General features: G+C 43.6%; 18 protein-coding genes. 15 read left to right on the plus strand and 3 right to left on the minus strand.

What is annotated here, in order from left to right; translation table 11 throughout:
- The first annotated feature begins 214 nt into the window (after positions 1-214).
- The 13 genes from rbsD to vctC all read left to right on the plus strand — a co-directional run bounded on the left by rbsD (position 215) and on the right by vctC (position 12,827).
- The gene (rbsD, locus tag R7M92_RS04440) at positions 215-634 is read left to right on the plus strand and encodes a D-ribose pyranase (protein ID WP_005382620.1); all 420 of its coding nucleotides are present in this window, start codon (positions 215-217) and stop codon (positions 632-634) included.
- Positions 635-657: 23 nt separating this feature from the next.
- Positions 658-2,163: a ribose ABC transporter ATP-binding protein RbsA gene (rbsA, locus tag R7M92_RS04445; RefSeq protein WP_318132800.1), complete on the plus strand. Its 1,506-nt coding sequence runs from the start codon at positions 658-660 to the stop codon at positions 2,161-2,163.
- Positions 2,160-3,143 (plus strand): ribose ABC transporter permease, encoded by a 984-nt coding sequence (gene rbsC / locus R7M92_RS04450; protein ID WP_005382618.1) that lies wholly within the window; start codon positions 2,160-2,162, stop codon positions 3,141-3,143. The genes rbsA and rbsC overlap by 4 nt, the downstream gene beginning before the upstream one ends.
- A gap of 87 nt (positions 3,144-3,230) precedes the next feature.
- Positions 3,231-4,109, plus strand: coding sequence for a ribose ABC transporter substrate-binding protein RbsB (gene rbsB / locus R7M92_RS04455; protein WP_005373143.1), 879 nt, complete (start codon positions 3,231-3,233; stop codon positions 4,107-4,109).
- 223 nt (positions 4,110-4,332) lie between these two features.
- A complete protein-coding gene (rbsK, locus tag R7M92_RS04460; protein ID WP_318132802.1) occupies positions 4,333-5,250 on the plus strand; it encodes a ribokinase in 918 nt (305 codons plus the stop codon).
- Positions 5,251-5,285: 35 nt separating this feature from the next.
- Entirely contained in the window at positions 5,286-6,308 is a 1,023-nt protein-coding gene (locus R7M92_RS04465) for a substrate-binding domain-containing protein (RefSeq protein ID WP_005373138.1), read from the plus strand.
- A 499-nt stretch (positions 6,309-6,807) separates the two neighbouring features.
- Complete coding sequence (gene pnuC, locus R7M92_RS04470; protein WP_017820308.1) at positions 6,808-7,539, plus strand: nicotinamide riboside transporter PnuC; 732 nt, start codon at positions 6,808-6,810, stop codon at positions 7,537-7,539.
- 10 nt (positions 7,540-7,549) lie between these two features.
- Positions 7,550-8,281 (plus strand): nucleoside phosphorylase, encoded by a 732-nt coding sequence (locus tag R7M92_RS04475; protein ID WP_258472302.1) that lies wholly within the window; start codon positions 7,550-7,552, stop codon positions 8,279-8,281.
- 134 nt (positions 8,282-8,415) lie between these two features.
- Positions 8,416-9,096: a Crp/Fnr family transcriptional regulator gene (locus R7M92_RS04480; protein WP_213904450.1), complete on the plus strand. Its 681-nt coding sequence runs from the start codon at positions 8,416-8,418 to the stop codon at positions 9,094-9,096.
- 163 nt (positions 9,097-9,259) lie between these two features.
- On the plus strand, positions 9,260-10,168 hold the full coding sequence (locus R7M92_RS04485) for a siderophore ABC transporter substrate-binding protein (RefSeq protein WP_213904451.1): 909 nt from the start codon (positions 9,260-9,262) through the stop codon (positions 10,166-10,168).
- A 22-nt stretch (positions 10,169-10,190) separates the two neighbouring features.
- Positions 10,191-11,126: an iron chelate uptake ABC transporter permease subunit VctD gene (gene vctD / locus R7M92_RS04490; protein ID WP_130546284.1), complete on the plus strand. Its 936-nt coding sequence runs from the start codon at positions 10,191-10,193 to the stop codon at positions 11,124-11,126.
- On the plus strand, positions 11,119-12,069 hold the full coding sequence (gene vctG / locus R7M92_RS04495) for an iron chelate uptake ABC transporter permease subunit VctG (protein WP_005376631.1): 951 nt from the start codon (positions 11,119-11,121) through the stop codon (positions 12,067-12,069). The genes vctD and vctG overlap by 8 nt, the downstream gene beginning before the upstream one ends.
- Before the next feature lie 2 nt (positions 12,070-12,071).
- Complete coding sequence (gene vctC, locus R7M92_RS04500) at positions 12,072-12,827, plus strand: iron chelate ABC transporter ATP-binding protein VctC (RefSeq protein WP_017635379.1); 756 nt, start codon at positions 12,072-12,074, stop codon at positions 12,825-12,827.
- A 42-nt stretch (positions 12,828-12,869) separates the two neighbouring features.
- Here the strand turns inward: vctC and cueR are convergent, their stop codons facing one another.
- Positions 12,870-13,256 (minus strand): Cu(I)-responsive transcriptional regulator, encoded by a 387-nt coding sequence (cueR, locus tag R7M92_RS04505; protein ID WP_005376627.1) that lies wholly within the window; start codon positions 13,254-13,256, stop codon positions 12,870-12,872.
- An 87-nt stretch (positions 13,257-13,343) separates the two neighbouring features.
- The gene (locus R7M92_RS04510) at positions 13,344-14,312 is read right to left on the minus strand and encodes a helix-turn-helix domain-containing protein (protein ID WP_053307613.1); all 969 of its coding nucleotides are present in this window, start codon (positions 14,310-14,312) and stop codon (positions 13,344-13,346) included.
- 116 nt (positions 14,313-14,428) lie between these two features.
- Here R7M92_RS04510 and R7M92_RS04515 point away from each other — a divergent pair, with 116 nt between their 5' ends.
- Entirely contained in the window at positions 14,429-16,435 is a 2,007-nt protein-coding gene (locus R7M92_RS04515; protein WP_005382608.1) for a TonB-dependent siderophore receptor, read from the plus strand.
- Positions 16,436-16,476: 41 nt separating this feature from the next.
- Positions 16,477-16,758, plus strand: coding sequence for a DUF2218 domain-containing protein (locus R7M92_RS04520; protein WP_033906471.1), 282 nt, complete (start codon positions 16,477-16,479; stop codon positions 16,756-16,758).
- A gap of 88 nt (positions 16,759-16,846) precedes the next feature.
- Here the strand turns inward: R7M92_RS04520 and R7M92_RS04525 are convergent, their stop codons facing one another.
- Positions 16,847-17,098 (minus strand): YgjV family protein, encoded by a 252-nt coding sequence (locus R7M92_RS04525; RefSeq protein ID WP_005376619.1) that lies wholly within the window; start codon positions 17,096-17,098, stop codon positions 16,847-16,849.
- Positions 17,099-17,676 lie beyond the last annotated feature (578 nt).

Below are 17,676 nucleotides of genomic sequence, written 5' to 3' on the forward strand. Positions count from 1 at the left end.
TTTCGATGGTAAAGTGTGACTCAAGTGCACTTTTCCTATTCAATGACAATTGAATTACAGATCATTCTCACACCTTATCGATCTCACACTGGTCAAATTGCGATGACGAATTATTATTTCATCGAAACGTTTCGATGAGTTTTCTGTTAATAACGAAAACACTTTAAAACAGGCGCTCATGGTTGTATGAACGTGTAACCGAAAGGTCGATGAGATGAAAAAAAGTACCCTAATTAACTCAGATATTTCTTACTTGGTGGCGACGCTAGGCCACACCGACGAGATCACGATATGTGATGCTGGTCTACCAATCCCAGAGCATGTTCAGCGAATCGATTTGGCGCTAACGCATGGGGTACCAAGTTTTCTTGATACTGTTCGCGTAATTCTATCTGAGTCCCAAATCGAAGGGGTCATCATTGCGGAAGAGTTCTCTGATGCAAGCCCAGTTTTGCATGAAGCGTTGCTCAACGAACTGAGCAAAGAGAGTGAAGAAACGGGCAAATCTATTGAGGTGAGCTACGTGTCACATGAAGCGTTTAAAGCACGCACGGCCCAAAGTCGCGCTATCGTAAGAACGGGCGAATGCTCGCCATATGCGAACGTTATTTTCCAAGCGGGCGTGGTTTTTTAAGCCAGAGATATTGAGGACAGATTATGACTCAAGCCATTCTACAACTAAGCGAAATTGAGAAGGCGTTTCCGGGCGTAAAAGCACTCGACAAAGCAAGCCTGAATGTTTATCCAGGCCGTGTTATGGCGCTGATGGGTGAAAATGGAGCAGGCAAGTCAACGTTAATGAAGGTGTTGACAGGCATTTACCACATGGATGCGGGGAGCATTCAATATCAAGGTCAGCCGGCGGCCTTTAAAGGTCCACGCGATTCACAGGAAGCTGGTATTAGCATTATTCACCAAGAGCTGAACCTGATTCCTGAACTGACGATTGCCGAAAATATTTACTTGGGACGAGAGTTCACTGGATCCTTAGGGCGTATCCAGTGGAGCAAAATGTATGACGAAGCTGACAAGCTTTTAAAACGCCTCAATGTAAAGCATTCATCAAAAACATTGCTTGGCGATTTAAGCCTTGGTGAACAACAAATGGTGGAAATTGCAAAGGCACTTTCGTTTGAGTCGAAAGTCATCATTATGGATGAGCCAACGGACGCATTGACCGATACCGAAACGGAATCACTGTTTAAAGTGATTAATGAGCTTCGTGCTCAAGGATGCGGCATCGTATATATCTCGCATCGTCTTAAAGAAATCTTTGAAATCTGTGATGATATTACGGTGCTTCGTGATGGTAAGTTTATCGGTGAGTGCAAGGTGTCCGACACTGATGAAGATGGCCTAATTGAAATGATGGTTGGCCGAAAATTAGAAGAGCAATATCCACGTATTGATGTCCAACATGGCGAAACTTGTCTTGAAGTCATTGGTTTGACTGGGTCTGGCGTTCAGGATGTGAGCTTTACTCTCAAGCGTGGTGAGATTCTTGGAATTTCTGGCTTGATGGGCGCAGGCCGCACTGAACTCATGAAAGTCATTTACGGCGCATTACCTAGTGAGCATGGTGTTATCAATCTTGATAACAAAACTATTAACCCGGTTAGCCCGCAAGATGGCTTGGCAAATGGTATCGCTTACATCTCTGAAGATCGCAAAGGCGATGGTTTGGTTTTAGGTCTTTCGGTTAAGGAGAACATGTCACTTTGTTCGCTAAACCAGCTGACCAAAGGCTTCCAGATTCAACACAGCGACGAAGTGATTGCTGTGGAAGATTTTATTAAGTTATTCAACATTAAAACCCCAACGCGAGATCAAATCATCGGCAACTTATCTGGTGGTAACCAGCAAAAAGTTGCGATAGCGAAAGGGTTAATGACGAAACCTAAAGTTCTGATTCTGGATGAGCCGACACGTGGTGTTGATGTCGGAGCAAAAAAAGAGATTTATCAGCTCATCAACAAGTTTAAGGCCGAAGGCATGAGCATCATCTTGGTTTCTTCCGAGATGCCTGAAGTGCTCGGCATGAGCGACCGTATTTTAGTGATGCATGAAGGTCGTATCACTGGCGAATTTGATGCGAAAGACGCCGATCAAGAAAAATTACTCGCCTGTGCCGTAGGCAAAGAGATCAATGAGGAAGCAGCATGAGTACGAATACCATGAGCAAACCAACCGAAACTGGCAACAAGAAGTTGTTCACAAAAGAGTGGCTGATTGAGCAAAAATCACTGATAGCTTTGATCTTTCTGATCGTTGTTGTGTCATTTTTGAACCCGAACTTTTTTACGGTCGACAACATTCTCAACATTCTTCGTCAAACCTCCGTGAATGCCATTATCGCAGTGGGTATGACATTAGTTATTTTAACAGCAGGCATCGACTTAAGTGTTGGTTCGGTATTGGCATTGTGTGGTGCCTTTGCGGCAAGCATGATTGCGCTTGAGGTTCCGGTGCTAGTGGCGGTTCCAACTGCTTTAGTCGCAGGTGCAGCGTTAGGTGCGATCAGCGGTATCATTATTGCGAAGGGTAAGGTGCAGGCATTTATCGCTACGCTGGTTACCATGACGTTACTACGCGGTGTGACCATGGTGTACACCGAAGGTCGACCAATCTCGACAGGCTTTACTGACACCGCGGATGCGTTCGCATGGTTTGGTACTGGCTACGCGCTAGGCATTCCAGTTCCTGTTTGGTTAATGGTGGTTGTGTTCGCTGCGGCTTGGTATTTACTTAACCACACGCGCTTTGGTCGCTATGTTTACGCACTAGGCGGCAATGAGTCTGCGACTCGCCTATCAGGTATCAATGTAGACCGAGTGAAGATTGGTGTCTACGCCATCTGCGGTATGTTAGCAGCGCTTGCAGGCATTATTGTAACGTCTCGTCTTTCTTCGGCGCAGCCAACAGCAGGTATGGGCTACGAGCTAGACGCTATCGCAGCGGTTGTTCTTGGCGGTACCAGCTTGATGGGCGGTAAAGGCCGTATCATGGGTACCTTGATTGGTGCGCTGATCATCGGTTTCTTGAACAATGCACTTAACCTACTTGATGTTTCTTCCTACTACCAAATGATTGCAAAAGCAGTGGTTATCTTGCTGGCGGTATTGGTAGACAACAAAAACAAGTAATTCATAACAATCTGTATATATAAAACAGTGAATACAAACCGAGTCAGGGGACGTGTACTGGCTCACCCTACACAAAGGACTAGAACGATGAAAAAACTTGCAACTCTTATCTCTGCTGCACTTCTTTCTTCAACCGTATCGGTAGCGGCGCAAGCTCAAGATACCATGGCGATTGTGGTTTCGACGCTAAACAACCCGTTCTTCGTAACGATGAAAGACGGTGCGGAAGCAAAAGCGAAAGAATTGGGGTACGACTTAATTGTACTGGACTCGCAAAATGACCCGAGTAAAGAACTGTCGAACATCGAGGATTTAAGTATTCGCGGCGTAAAAGCAATTCTTATCAACCCAACGGATTCTGATGCAGTGTCTAATGCAATTCGTATGGCGAACCGTTCTAAGATCCCTGTGTTGACACTAGACCGTGGTGCAAGCCGTGGTGAAGTTGTGAGTCACATCGCGTCGGACAACGTAATTGGTGGTGAAATGGCAGGCCACTACATCATGGAAAAAGTCGGCGAAAAAGCAAAAGTCATTCAACTTGAAGGTATTGCGGGCACATCGGCAGCGCGTGAGCGCGGTGAAGGCTTTATGAATGCCGTGAAGGGCAGCGATATGGATCTTCTTGCTAGCCAACCAGCTGACTTTGACCGCACAAAAGGTCTAAACGTAATGGAAAACCTGCTAGCGGCTAACCCGGATGTACAAGCGGTATTTGCACAGAATGATGAAATGGCGCTAGGTGCACTTCGCGCAGTTCAAGCTTCTGGCAAAGATGTCGTTATCGTTGGTTTTGATGGTACGGAAGACGGCATTGCAGCAGTTAACCGTGGCAAACTAGCGGCAACTATTGCTCAGCAACCAGACCTTATCGGTGCTTTAGGTGTTGAAACGGCTGACAAAGTTTTGAAAGGTGAAGAAGTAGAAGAGTACATCCCAGTACCACTAAAAGTAGTCACTAAGTAAGTTTCAAGTTCCAATAAATCATCCTAATTTTTGCTCTCTCCTCCGTTTACATCTGTCGTTTAGGAGGTGAGGGCAAGCTTACCCAAAATACTGCAAAGTGTGGGGTATAGATGCCTTTGGCTTTTTATCGAGACTCCTTCGTCAGGAAGAGAAGTTAAAGTCATCTAATGTATTTTCCTAAACAGTTTTTAAAAAGGGTTCATTCAGAACCGAGGATAACCGTATGAATAAGTTAGTGGTGTTAGGTAGTGTAAACGCTGACCATGTTCTTCAAGTGCCTTCTTTCCCTCGCCCAGGCGAGACGCTGCATGGTCGCAACTATCAAGTTATCCCAGGTGGCAAAGGTGCCAACCAAGCCGTCGCGGCGGCGCGATTAAATGCAGACATCGGTTTTATCGCTTGTGTGGGCGACGACTCATTCGGCATTAACATTCGCGAAAACTTCAAAATGGACGGCATCGATATCACTGGTGTGAAGATGCAGCCAAATTGCCCGACAGGTATCGCGATGATTCAAGTGTCGGACAGTGGTGAGAACAGCATTTGCATTTCAGCTGAAGCGAACGCCAAACTGACAGCAGAAGCGATTGAGCCAGATTTAGAGCGTATTCGCCAAGCAGATTACTTGCTAATGCAATTGGAAACGCCGATGTGCGGCATTGAGAAAGCTGCGCGTGTAGCGAAAGATGCCAAAACCAACGTAATTTTGAACCCTGCGCCAGCTCGTGAATTGCCTGATGAATTACTGTCTTGCATTGACGTGATTACGCCAAATGAAACCGAAGCTGAAGTTCTGACAGGTATTACTGTAACAGACAACGAAAGCGCGCAAGAAGCGGCGAATGTGCTACATGGTAAAGGTATAGAAATTGTCATGATCACACTCGGTGCAAAAGGCGTTTGGCTAAGCCAAAACGGTCGAGGCGAAATCATCTCGGGTTTCCGCGTTGAAGCGACGGATACTACCGCAGCGGGCGATACATTTAATGGGGCATTCGTCACTGGTCTCCTAGAAGGTTTACCTTTAGAATCAGCGATTAAGTTTGCACATGCGGCGGCTGCAATTTCTGTGACCCGCTTTGGCGCGCAAACGTCGATTCCAACCCGCGAAGAGGTGGACGCGTTTCTCGCTGAACAATAAGGCGCACAACGCCTCATTAAAATAGGAGTAGTAACATGGCGACGATGAAAGACATCGCAAAACTGGCAGGGGTTTCCACTTCAACAGTGAGCCATGTTATTAACAAGACGCGTTTTGTGAGCGAAGAGATCTCTGAACGCGTTAACAATGCCGCAAAAGAGCTTAACTACTACGCGCCCTCTGCGTTGGCGCGTAGCCTCAAAGTTAATCGTACCAAAACCATTGGTATGCTCGTGACAACCTCAACCAACCCATTCTTTGGCGAAGTCGTAAAAGGCGTCGAACGCAGCTGCTACCAAAAAGGCTACAGCCTCATTTTATGTAACACCGAGGGTGATAACGAACGTATGCGTCAATCCATTAATACGCTATTGCAAAAGCGTGTCGATGGTTTGATTTTGATGTGTTCGTCGCTAGAAGGAGAGCGTATCGATGTATTTGAGCGTTACCCAGATATCCCAGTAGTGGTAATGGACTGGGGGCCGATGCTATTTACAAGTGATAAAATCCAAGACAACTCACTTCGTGGCGGTTACTTAGCGGCGAAATACTTAATTGATTGCGGCCATACCGAAATTGGGTGCATCACTGGCCCTTTGATTAAACACCAAGCGCAAATGCGATACGAAGGTTATAAGCGAGCAATGAACGAAGCGGGCTTGGAATTTAATGCCAATTGGATCATTGAATCGGACTTCGAATGTGAGGGTGGGTATCAAGCGTTCAAAAAAATGGCTCAGCGTGGCGCATTACCCAGCTCGATTTTCGTCTCTAACGATATGATGGCGATGGGTGTGATTAACGCCGCAAATGAGCTCGGTATTAAAGTGCCGGACGACCTGTCCATTATTGGTTACGATGACATCCATATCGCGAAATTTATGTCGCCATCGCTAACTACCATTCATCAGCCTAAGTATCGTTTGGGGCAGGCTGCCGTTGAGACTCTTGTACGAAAGTTGGATGAAAAGTCAACAGAGGCACAGGTCGTACAATTAGAGCCGACTCTAGTGGAACGAAAAAGCGTCAAGAGGTTAAAGTCAAACCTCACTGAATGACGTGTGATGTTGAGCTAAAAAATTAAAAAAGTCGTTTCTCTTTATACGATAAAGCCTTACTATCGTCGTTGATTATAAATAAAACTATTAATTGTTGTCTGGCGGATTAGTCAAATGTTATCAAAAGGTTACGCTAAGTTATCTGTAAAACACCCTTGGTTTCACCGAGTTAATGTTATTACAGTTGTATTGATTTTTTTTGTGAGCTGCTATCAGCTACTGGTTAATGAAGCATTTGAGTACGCAATTGGCTTTATTATTACACTTTTGGCGTCAGCTTTATTTGCATCAGCTTCTGCATTCAAAAAACGCTATCTAGGCTTGGACTCATAGGCACGTCTATTTCCAACACCGTTCAATAGCATCATTTATTGCTTTCAAGTAAACATTGAACTGAATTATGATCGAGTGCATCAAGAGGAGGACAAATGTCCTCCTTTTTGTTGGGGATCACGCTCTAATATAAGCGTATTCCAAACAAAATAATAAAGGACATGTTATGGACCTCTTTGCCTTACTCGATATTAATAATACTCTCGTTAACATTCCGATTGGCGACGGCTACGCAATGAGCTGGATCGAAGCTTTCGGTACCGTTTTTGGACTGCTTTGCATTTGGTTTGCCAGCCAAGAAAAAACCATCAACTACTTATTCGGTTTGCTGAATGTCACGCTTTTTGCCGTTATCTTTTTTCAAATTCAGTTATACGGATTATTGCTTCTTCAATTGTTTTTCTTCTGTGCGAACATTTACGGCTGGTATGCGTGGACTCGTCCAAACGCACAAGGTGAAACGCTGGAGGTTCGCTGGTTAAATAAACAGAAACTTATTACTACTGCCTCTATTAGCGTTGCATGTATCGCATTATTAACGATCTATATCGACCCATTTTTCTTTGCGCTAGCAAACATTGCTGTTGATAGCTTGAATCTCTTTGGTGCTGACTTGGCTGAACCGGTGCTTGAACCTGACGCGTTCCCGTTCTGGGATGCAACCATGACAGTACTTTCTGTTGTTGCACAAATTCTGATGACACGTAAATACGTCGAAAACTGGATTCTATGGGTTGTGATTAATATTATCAGTGTGGGTATCTACGCGACGCAAGGTGTTTACGCAATGTCTGTTCAGTACGCGATTCTTATGTTCATCGCTGCCAATGGCACGCGTGAGTGGGCTCGTAGCGCTAAGCGCAATGGCGATAAAACCTTAGCGCACGCTGCTGCGTAAGGAACGAAAAATGGCCAAACAACCTCATATCGGAGTGGATGAAACACAAATCGCTCCCCTCGTTATTGTATGCGGCGAGCCAGATCGAGCGAATCGTATCGCGGTATTATTTGATGATGCAGAAATGGTGTCGGAAAACCGCGAGTACCGTGTGTTTACCGGCAACTACAAAGGCAAGCCTGTTTCAGTATGTAGTACAGGTATAGGTGCGCCATCGATGATCATCGCAGTGGAAGAGCTAAAACAGTGCAGTGTGACTCATGTGGTACGCGTTGGATCGGCGGGGGCAATGCAATCAGGCATTCATCTTGGCGAGTTGATCATTGCCGAAGGCGCGGTAAGAGATGAGGGCGGCTCTAAAGCGTATGTCGATTCGTCTTATCCAGCCTACGCAAGCTTTTCACTGTTAAAGGAAGTTGAGCGTTACTTGTCGATGCAAAAAGTGCATTATCATTTTGGTGTGGTGCGTTCTCACGACAGTTTCTATACCGATGACGAAGATGCAATATGCCAACATTGGAACAAAAAAGGCATCTTAGGTGCCGATATGGAAACCTCTGCGCTGTTTACGGTCGGTCGACTACGAGGCCTTCATGTGGCTTCGATATTAAACAACGTGGTGCTGTATCAACAAGATGTGAAAGAAGGTGTTGGTCAGTACGTTGATGAAGCCAAAGTAATGATGCAAGGTGAGAAGAGCGCCGCGATTACGGCATTAGAAGCCTTGGTTGCTCAGCGTTAGCCAGTCTTTATCTCAGTAAGTCACATAAACAGAATAGATGTAAAGCGACAGGTCACTGTCGCTTTTTTATTTGGAGTTACGGGGTACAATCCACCTTAAATAGTTGTCCGTAACTTTTTCTGAGAGAGCAGAAAATGAAAATCAGCCCTTATCCGACTGGTCGCTTCAAAACATACCTTGAAGAAAAGAGTGCCACCTTTCGCGATTTGATTTATCAATGCCAAATAAATTCGCGTTACTTTGATGCTGGGGAAGCAATTCTCCGCCAAGGTGAGCAACTTCAGTACTTGTATGTTGTGCCAGTAGGTCGAGTCTCGATGAACATATTGGCCGCAAATGGACGACGTTTTCAATTAGGGGAAGCTAACTGCGACTATCATATTTATGGTGAAATGGAGTTCTTCACTCGGACTCCTTGTCAATGGAATGTGATAGCAGATGAACATATGCAGGTTGATGTTATCTGTATCCAAAAACTAACCGAAGCACTGCAAAATTATCCCCAAATGATGGTGTTCTTCGCTTCAGCATTGGCTGAGGATTATCAAGACTCCATGGATATCTACACTAGTCGTTTGTTGCATCCCATTACTTACAACATTGCCTATGATCTTCTCGTCCGTAATCAGACGGATAAGCTCCTTGGTGGCTTTGATAAAGTGAACCAAGAGGCTGAGCGGTTTGGCACCTCAGGCCGAGTCTATCGACGTGCAGTTAAGGACTTGATTGAAAAGGGATTGATTACAAAAACGGACAACGGTTTGGAGATTATTGATGAGCTGGCACTCAAAGCGTTTATTGAAGCGCATGAATGATACGCCCAGGTATTGAAACTGATGGGTTTTATAAGTCTTTGATATATCTAAGTCTTGAGTAAACGTAACTAATGTAAAGTACCTTAAATTTTGTTGAATGCATTAAAGAGTAGCGTTATATTGCGAACGCGTATGATAATAGATCTCATTAAGGCTTAACAAAATGAAAAAATTCGTCGGTGCGGCTATGCTGTCGTTATTTACTGTTTCTCCTTCTTTCGCTGCTAAAGTTGTGATTGACCACTACATGGGTCAAACAGAGCTAGAGCAATCCCCAGAGCGTGTGGTTGTGATTGGCTTTGGCCCGCTAGATGCGCTGGACAACTTTGGTATCGATCCTGTTGCAGTATCTAACTCGTCTAATCTTCCTAGTTACCTTTCAAAATACAGCAAAGATAACTACACCTCTGCGGGTAGTTTGTTTGAACCTGATTTTGAAACCATCTACATGCAAAAACCGGATTTGATTTTGGTTGGTCCGCGAGCGTCTGCGAAATATGAAGAGCTGAGTGAAATTGCCCCTACAGTTGTTTTTGCGGCGGAAGAGAACCAAGGCTATTGGGAAGGCACGCAAGCGCAATGGCGCAATATTGGTAAGATCTTCAATATCGAAGAAAAAGTAGAGCAGAAAATTGAAGCGCTAGATGCTCAATTCAAAGCAATCCGTGACTACAACCAATCGAACAAAAATGATGCACTAACGATTTTGAGCATGGGTGACAACATCAGCGCGTTTGGTGCCCAGTCGCGATTTGGCGTCATTTATAACGACTTTGGCTTCTTGGAAACGGTTGAGCACGTGAAAACGGGCACTCACGGAGATGTCATTTCTTATGAGTTTATTCGTGAAGCTAACCCGAAAAATATTCTCGTGGTTGACCGAAATTCTCTGACAGGTACGCCGGATAACGATATTCGTAAATCCATGGATAACGACTTAGTCAAAGCGACCGCAGCATATAAAAATCACAAAATCACTTATTTAGATGTGGACGCGTGGTATTTGTCGATGTCTGGTGTGACAGCAACAGAAAAAATGGTCAGTGAGATAAAGCAAACCGTTGAACTGTAATCCAAGATAGCAGAGGTTAACTTTGAAGAAGTTATTGCTAACCCTTGTGGTTTTAAGCACGGTTTCGTTATTTGTTGGGGTGGCAAACATGACGCCCCAACAACTCTTTTCAGGTGATGAGAAAGCATTAGAGCTTTTCTTTACCAGCCGTATACCACGTTTATTTGCCATACTGCTTGCTGGTGCTGGCTTGAGTATTGCGGGTCTTGTCATGCAGCAAATCAGCCAGAACCGATTTGCTGCACCTTCTACAACTGGTACGATCGAATGTGCCATGCTGGGCTACGTACTGAGCGTGGTTTTCTTTGGTAACGACAATCACCTTTGGCTCGTATTCGGCATCTCGGTATTTGGGACGCTAGCGTTTGTTTTCTTTATTCAGCGCATTCAATTTAAGAGCGTGGTTTTTGTGCCTCTTGTCGGGATTATTTTCGGCAATGTCATCCAATCCATGACTACGTTTATCGCTTACAAATATGATGCACTTCAAAGTCTGAATGCTTGGACAGTAGCAAACTTCGCCAACATCTTGCGTGGTGATTTTGAACTGCTGTACATCGCGGTACCAATGGTTATCCTCAGCTATCTTTTTGCCGCAAGGATCTCTGCCGTAGGTATCGGAAAAGATTTCGCGATAAACTTGGGTTTAAATTATCAGCAGGTTGTGACGATTGGCGTGCTATTGGTATCCATCATGTCAGCAAGTGTCGTGATGATTGTTGGCCAGTTGCCATTCTTAGGGCTGATTGTGCCTAATCTCGTGAGTCACTTTTATGGCGATAACCTCAAAAAGAACATTCCGCTTACGGCCATGTATGGGGCCATTTTAGTGTTGTGTTGCGACTTGGTGAGTCGTTTAATTATTTTCCCTCATGAAATGCCAATCTCTATCGTGATTAGCATATTGGGTGGCATGGTATTCATCGCTATGTTGTTGCGAGGTAAGCAACATGCGTGATTCAACGAAAATCCTGCTGCTAGGTGGCATTGCGATTCTTTTCGCGTGTTTGTTTATTGGTATTGGGCTAACGGCTGACAACTACCAATATTTTTTGTCTCGTAGAGTTCCTAAAGTATTGGCGATAGTGCTAGCGGGTGTGGCCATTGCTCAGTCTTCACTTGTATTTCAAACCATTACGCACAACCGAATTTTAACGCCAAGTATCATGGGTTTTGATGCGCTGTATGTGTTAACCCAAATTTTGATCGTGTTGATTTTTGGTGGGTTGAGTACCTTAGTTCTTAACTTGTACGTCAATTTCGCGATTGCAGTAATTGTAATGGTGTCGTTTTCGCTACTGCTGTTTGGGTTTTACTTTTCAAAAGGAAGCAAGAACTTGATTACGTTGCTATTGGTCGGCTTGATCTTTGGTCAGCTATTTTCCAATGCGGCGTCATTCTTTTCTTTGCTGATGGACCCAAACACATATGCAATTGTTCAGTCGAAACTGTACGCCAGTTTCAATAATGTCAAAGTGAACTTGGTTTACTTTAGTGCTCCGGCTTTGATGTTTGCATGTTGGTTGTTGTTTAGGATGCATCGCACTTTAGATGTGTTTTGGCTCGACCAAGACAATGCGAAAAGCTTGGGTGTTGATGTACCTAAAGTGACGAGAAATGTGTTTATTATCTCGGCGGTTTTGATTGCTATTTCTACGGCTTTGGTAGGGCCAATCATGTTCTTTGGCTTACTAGTGACCAACTTAAGCCGAGAAATGTTCCGAAGTTACCAACATAAAACGCTATTGGTCGGATGTTCGTTTCTATCCATCAGTTCACTACTTGCTGGGCAATGGATAATTGAAAACGTGTTCAGTTTTGAGACGACGTTGAGTGTCGTAATTAACTTTATCGGCGGTGCGTATTTCTTATACCTGCTGCTGAAAAACAAAGTTGTATAAATATGATAGTAATAGACAAATTAACGAAGGCTTTTGGTTCAAACAAAGTCGTAGACGAGGCCAATACTCAGTTTGAAAAGGGCAAGGTAACATCGATTATCGGTCCAAATGGCGCGGGAAAGAGCACGCTGTTATCTATGGCCTCGCGCTTAACGGAGCGAGATGGCGGTAGTGTTATCATTGATTGCAAGGAAATCGCGGAATGGGACACAAAAGAGCTAGCGAAAAAACTGGCAGTACTTCGCCAAGCTAACTCGATTACAATGCGGTTTACCGTAAAAGAGTTAGTCTCTTTTGGTCGTTTCCCATACTCTAAAGGAAATCTGACTAAAGAAGATCATGAGGTCATAGAACAAGCGATCGACTACTTAGATTTGCAAGATATTCAAGACAAATACTTGGATGAATTAAGTGGTGGTCAGCGACAGCTTGCATTTATTGCTATGGTGATTGCACAAGATACAGATTATGTCTTTCTTGATGAACCTCTTAATAACTTAGATATCAAACACTCTCTTCAGATCATGAAAGTTGTACAGCAGTTAGCCCATGACATGAATAAAGCCATGGTGGTCGTGATTCATGATATTAATTTCGCGGCGTGTTACTCAGATGTCATATTGGCGCTTAAGAAAGGCAAGGTTGTGGCGAGTGGTGCGGTTGAAGAGGTTATTCAAGCATCTACGCTAGAGGACATCTATGAAACGCCATTTAACATCATAGAGTTAAACGGTAAGCGCATGTGTACCTATCATTAAGCGAGCTAGTTCGTTTTTAACGAGATCAATAGATAGGCGGGCTTACTTGGTGAGCTCGTCTATGATTGGGCATCGGCTCTCTGCATCTCCAGGACAAGAAGAAACCCAACCTTCAAGTTGCGTTTTGATCTCCATGAGGTGTGCAATTTTTTCTTCAACCTCTCTCAGTTTGTCCATGGTTCTTGCTTTTACTTCGCTACTTTTGCGGTTGGGGTTATGAGCAAGTTGTACGAACTCTTTGCATTCTTGCAACGAAAAGCCTGCGCTTTTTGCGCGTGATACCAAGTTAAGCTCTTGAATATGATTATCTGAATATTCGCGATAGCCAGAGTCGCTACGCGCTGGTGGAGATATGATCCCTTTGTCTTCATATAATCGAATCGACTTAGATGAAAGCCCTGTGAGCTTCGCGACAGCACCAATATTCATGTTTAACCTCCATAACGTTTAAGGCGAGTATATACCGATGTTGTGGATAAGACACTCCTAAATAACAGTCAGTTACCTAGAGTCCCCTTACTCTTTAATCACTTCATGTGGTGGCACACCAAATGCCTTTTTGAAGGCATAAGTGAAGTTAGAAGGGTGGTGGTATCCGGCTTCATAGGCGGCTTCTGTTATCGTCACTAGGCCACGTTCCAAATGTTGCCTAGCAATCTCAAGACGTCGAAAACGAATGTAGCCGTTTATGGTCATATTAAGTGATTGTTTAAATCGGCGCTGCAGGTTTGAAACACTCATTGAGAATTGGCTCGCCAACTTTTCCAAGCGTAGTTCTTGATCAAGGTGAGTTTCAATATAGCTGACAATATCCTCAATCCGACCATCAATGTGTCGTTCAATACTGCTGTTTTTAGCACTGAAATTCTTAGGAATTTGCTTGGTGGCTTGATGTAATATTTGATAGATCAAGCTTTCGACTTCTAGCTTCTCTTGGAACTCTTGCGGTGTTTCTCTATTTGTTAACGTTTCAGCCAGTTCGCATAGCGTCTGGTTAAGCTCCAACTGTTGAAACGCCTGATGAGAGTTAAAAAAGGCTCGATGGCTACAATTTTGCTCAAGGCGGGCCTCTAGCCATTGGGGCTTAACCAATATGTTGATCTTATTAATGAGGTTATCTTTGAGCAGTGAACGACGAAAATTTGCAGGTTTGAGTAAGTTCACCACTACACCCTTAGGGCCGTCGCTCGCGTCTAAATCAAATTGCAAATCGTCGTAGCCAAACGAGAGTCTACCTTCTAAAAGAATAGTGACCAGCAGTGAGGCGTGTGCAGTAGAAACAATATTCGAATCAATAAGTTCTAGACAACGCCCGCCATGAACAAAAATTTGATCATTGTACTGATATGATAGGAACTTACCTTCGGCCAGTTGAGTTTGACAAGGTTGGCCTTGCGTGACAATCCATTGTTTCTCTGTCGCCTCTAGTCTTTGGGTTAAAGCTATCTTGGCAATTTTAGTTCGTTTTGTTGTGACTTCCTGCATTTGACACTTCCTCATAACACTTGTGCGATTTCGCATAACCAAATCGCCTTTGTATTTATAAAACTCATGCTTATTATACCTGAGAATTATTATCATTAATATTTAGGAATTAAGTTATGGAAAGCCCTGCTTGTTCACCTATCAAGCTTTCAAGCCTTTGCCTTGCAGTGGGAATGGCGCTATCAACCCCTGTTTTAGCTCAAGATACTGAGTCACATTTTGAAGAGGTCGTTGTATGGGGAACGAAAGTTTCCAGCAACACTGAGTCGATGTTTGCGGACGACATGTCACTGAAGCAAGCGGATCACATGTCTGATTTACTGCGCGATATTCCCGGTGTAGATGTTGGTGGAACACACTCTGTGAATCAACGTATTACGATTCGTGGTTTGAGCGAAACCGATTTGGACATTCGTCTTGACGGAGCTTCTCAGCATGCGAGTATGTTCCATCATATTGGTAACTTGACGTTGAACCCTGACATTCTCAAATCTGCGGACATTCAGGTAGGTAATAACTCTGTGACTCAAAACGGGTTAGGCGGTTCGGTCTACTTTGAAACGAAAGACGCTCGTGACTTACTTCGTTACGATGAAAAGTTTGGTGCGCGTGTTTATGGCGGCTATGCATCCAACGACAACCAACAAGGTTCGTTGACACTGTACGGACTTTTGTCCGAAAACATTGATGCGATGGTCTATGGCCATTACGTTACACGTGATGATTTTGAAGATGGTGATGGCAATAAAACCTATGGTGCTGCAGGTGATGTTTACAACATTCTGGCTAAGCTGGGGTATGAACTAAATGACATCCATCGTTTTGAGCTCTCTTATGACATGTACCGAGACAGTGGAGATTACAGTCCGCGTCCTGATATGTCGGGTAGTGCAAATAATAGCCTGTCGAGCAAGTTACTTATCCCTACGGATTATGACCGCGATACCGTTACCTTGAGTTACGAGTTGCGAGGCGAACAACACCAAGGAAACGTCACTCTTTATAATACCGAGACAGAAATTAAACGTGACGAAACGGTGATGGCCCCTCGTTGGCCCTCGAATCGTTTATCAAAGAACACCGCCAAAAACCAAAACTTTGGTTTGAATGGCAAATTCCAGTCAGATGTTATGTTAGGGGAGTTTGATAATCGAGTCACTTATGGCTTCGACTACATGGATAAAACGTCTTCGAGTTACTACGGTAGTCGTAAGTTTATGGACGAATCGGCGATTTCAACCGCACTGTTTGTAGAAGATCAGTTCTTCTTCTCTGATGCCTTCTTTATTACCGCAGGTATGCGCTTTGATGATTACAAACGCAAAGCTGAGACAGGAACCAGTAATTATGATGATGTGACTTGGGCTCTAGCAGCAGAGTGGGCGGTGACTCAAGATTGGACGTTGTTTGCGAGTGCACGTTCTCTATTTAAAGGTCCAGAGCTAATGGAAACCTTTATTGCTTACCAAGACGTTGCATTTTTAGAGGATGGGTTAAAGCCAGAAACGGGATTGAACACGCAGGGTGGTGTTCGTTTTGATAAAACCTTTGATAAGCATTTCTTTGGGGCGAATATTACGGTATTCCAAACGGAAATTGATGATTACATTGCAGATCAGTACCAAAACGCGACTCAAACTTACCTGATTTACAACTTAGGTGATGTTGAGATTAAAGGCTTTGAAGCTAGTGCTTCTTATGGTTACGACAAGTTTAACAGCAAACTTTCTTACTCTAAGTCGGACACCAAAAACAAGAATACTGGTGGTCCTGTTGCTGGGGGCAATGGGCGTAGCATTGATATGGGTGATAGCATTGCTCTAACTTTGGATTACCAGTCAGACGCTTTAGAAACGATCTTCGGGTGGAACTCAATGTTTGTTCTAGAGGAAGACAACGTCTTTGATGGTCAGCCAAAGAAAGCAAGTTATGATGTACATAATCTATACGCTCAATGGGTGCCGTCTGATATTGATGGATTGTCGGTGACCTTTGGTATTGATAATGTATTTGACGAGTTGTACAGCTCTCATGCGTCTCGTTCGGGTACTGCACGTGGCTTCACGCTTGATGACTACGAGCCGGGTCGCAACTTCAAGCTCTCTGCAGCTTATCAATTCTAACAAGGTTCTTCATAGGACGTTTCAAAGTAACGAGTAAGTTCATGATTAAAGAAAGCACCCGAATAGATAGCGAACACGCTGACAAATACTTAGTGACGCTTTGTCGGCATTTTGGACGAAAAGTTCCTGCTACTTGGAATGAAAATAGCGGTTTGGTGACATTTCCGACGGGAAAAGCGGAGTTTAACCTTTGTGCATCTAGCTTAACTATAACCTGTGAGGCGGATTCAGAAGAGAAACTGAATACGGTTAAGGCGATCATTTCATCGCATATGGATATGTTTTCTCGTCGAGAAACATTAGCACTTAGCTGGGTTCGTTAGCGCTCGTTTAGGGATGCTGTGATAGAAATGGAATATTAAAAGCAAAAGCCCGCAATCTTATGATTTGCGGGCTTTTATTGTTTGAATGCTATTGCGCTTTCTCAGGCTCTAGGCTTTTTTTTTCCTGCTGCATTTTTGCTAGGAAGTAGATGTTAACGCAAGCAATAAAACCGTTAGTTAATACTACAGGCCAAGAATCAATCATTAGTCCGTAAGCAGTAAATAGCGCACAACCAATAAAGTTAAGGATACGAAGCTTAACAATATCTTTCATAGTTAGCGAAATAGCGACCATGATTGAAGCTGCATAACCTAAAATCTCAACCATATTCATGTCCATTTTTTGACCCTCTTAAAATCTGCCGAATTTTGTCGGTACCAATTCTTCTCATCTTGAGATTAATGAGGAAGCTCCATGCCTCGAATGGTCTTTTTTTGTTGTATGGACGCACTATATCAATGGAAAAACCGTGATAAAAGCCTCAAATCAAGGTTAAGAGAAGGTTAGCGATTACGCAAACGTTTAGGACTGGAATTACTGATAATTTTACTTATTGTGTTGATTGATAATAACGATGACATTAATAGCTCAAACACCATTGAAAGTAAGGGAATATTTACATATGATTGAAAATGATAATTATTTTCAAGTGCTGTGTTTATGTATTTTATTATTAGCTTGGTCGTGTTTTTTTTGCTGTATATCAGAACAAAACCGAACTCGTGGTGTGCGGGGATTCATATCGTAAGCCACTTTTGTATCGTTGCATTTTGTCCTGCAATTTATGTTGTTCAATATTTAATCGTTACGTTTTTTTCGTCACCGATATTGATTAAGATGTCATCACGCTCCGGTGTATACAACATTCTCATTGCTTTTCTTCCATTATTGATCGCAACCGGCAGTCTGGCGTTTAG

It is taken from the genome of Vibrio sp. Vb2880, from assembly GCF_033337975.1.
Lineage (GTDB): Bacteria > Pseudomonadota > Gammaproteobacteria > Enterobacterales > Vibrionaceae > Vibrio > Vibrio alginolyticus.

Bases quoted from the DNA above. Each gene is read 5' to 3' on its own strand.
- R7M92_RS04475 (WP_258472302.1), top strand. From the start codon at position 7,550: ATGGCCAAACAACCTCATATCGGAGTGGATGAAACACAAATCGCTCCC.
- R7M92_RS04515 (WP_005382608.1), top strand. From the start codon at position 14,429: ATGGAAAGCCCTGCTTGTTCACCTATCAAGCTTTCAAGCCTTTGCCTT.
- R7M92_RS04525 (WP_005376619.1), bottom strand. From the start codon at position 17,098: ATGGACATGAATATGGTTGAGATTTTAGGTTATGCAGCTTCAATCATG.
- vctC (WP_017635379.1), top strand. From the start codon at position 12,072: ATGATAGTAATAGACAAATTAACGAAGGCTTTTGGTTCAAACAAAGTC.
- rbsC (WP_005382618.1), top strand. From the start codon at position 2,160: ATGAGTACGAATACCATGAGCAAACCAACCGAAACTGGCAACAAGAAG.
- R7M92_RS04485 (WP_213904451.1), top strand. From the start codon at position 9,260: ATGAAAAAATTCGTCGGTGCGGCTATGCTGTCGTTATTTACTGTTTCT.
- R7M92_RS04520 (WP_033906471.1), top strand. From the start codon at position 16,477: ATGATTAAAGAAAGCACCCGAATAGATAGCGAACACGCTGACAAATAC.
- R7M92_RS04480 (WP_213904450.1), top strand. From the start codon at position 8,416: ATGAAAATCAGCCCTTATCCGACTGGTCGCTTCAAAACATACCTTGAA.
- rbsK (WP_318132802.1), top strand. From the start codon at position 4,333: ATGAATAAGTTAGTGGTGTTAGGTAGTGTAAACGCTGACCATGTTCTT.
- pnuC (WP_017820308.1), top strand. From the start codon at position 6,808: ATGGACCTCTTTGCCTTACTCGATATTAATAATACTCTCGTTAACATT.
- cueR (WP_005376627.1), bottom strand. From the start codon at position 13,256: ATGAATATTGGTGCTGTCGCGAAGCTCACAGGGCTTTCATCTAAGTCG.
- rbsD (WP_005382620.1), top strand. From the start codon at position 215: ATGAAAAAAAGTACCCTAATTAACTCAGATATTTCTTACTTGGTGGCG.
- rbsA (WP_318132800.1), top strand. From the start codon at position 658: ATGACTCAAGCCATTCTACAACTAAGCGAAATTGAGAAGGCGTTTCCG.
- R7M92_RS04510 (WP_053307613.1), bottom strand. From the start codon at position 14,312: ATGCAGGAAGTCACAACAAAACGAACTAAAATTGCCAAGATAGCTTTA.
- vctG (WP_005376631.1), top strand. From the start codon at position 11,119: ATGCGTGATTCAACGAAAATCCTGCTGCTAGGTGGCATTGCGATTCTT.
- rbsB (WP_005373143.1), top strand. From the start codon at position 3,231: ATGAAAAAACTTGCAACTCTTATCTCTGCTGCACTTCTTTCTTCAACC.
- R7M92_RS04465 (WP_005373138.1), top strand. From the start codon at position 5,286: ATGGCGACGATGAAAGACATCGCAAAACTGGCAGGGGTTTCCACTTCA.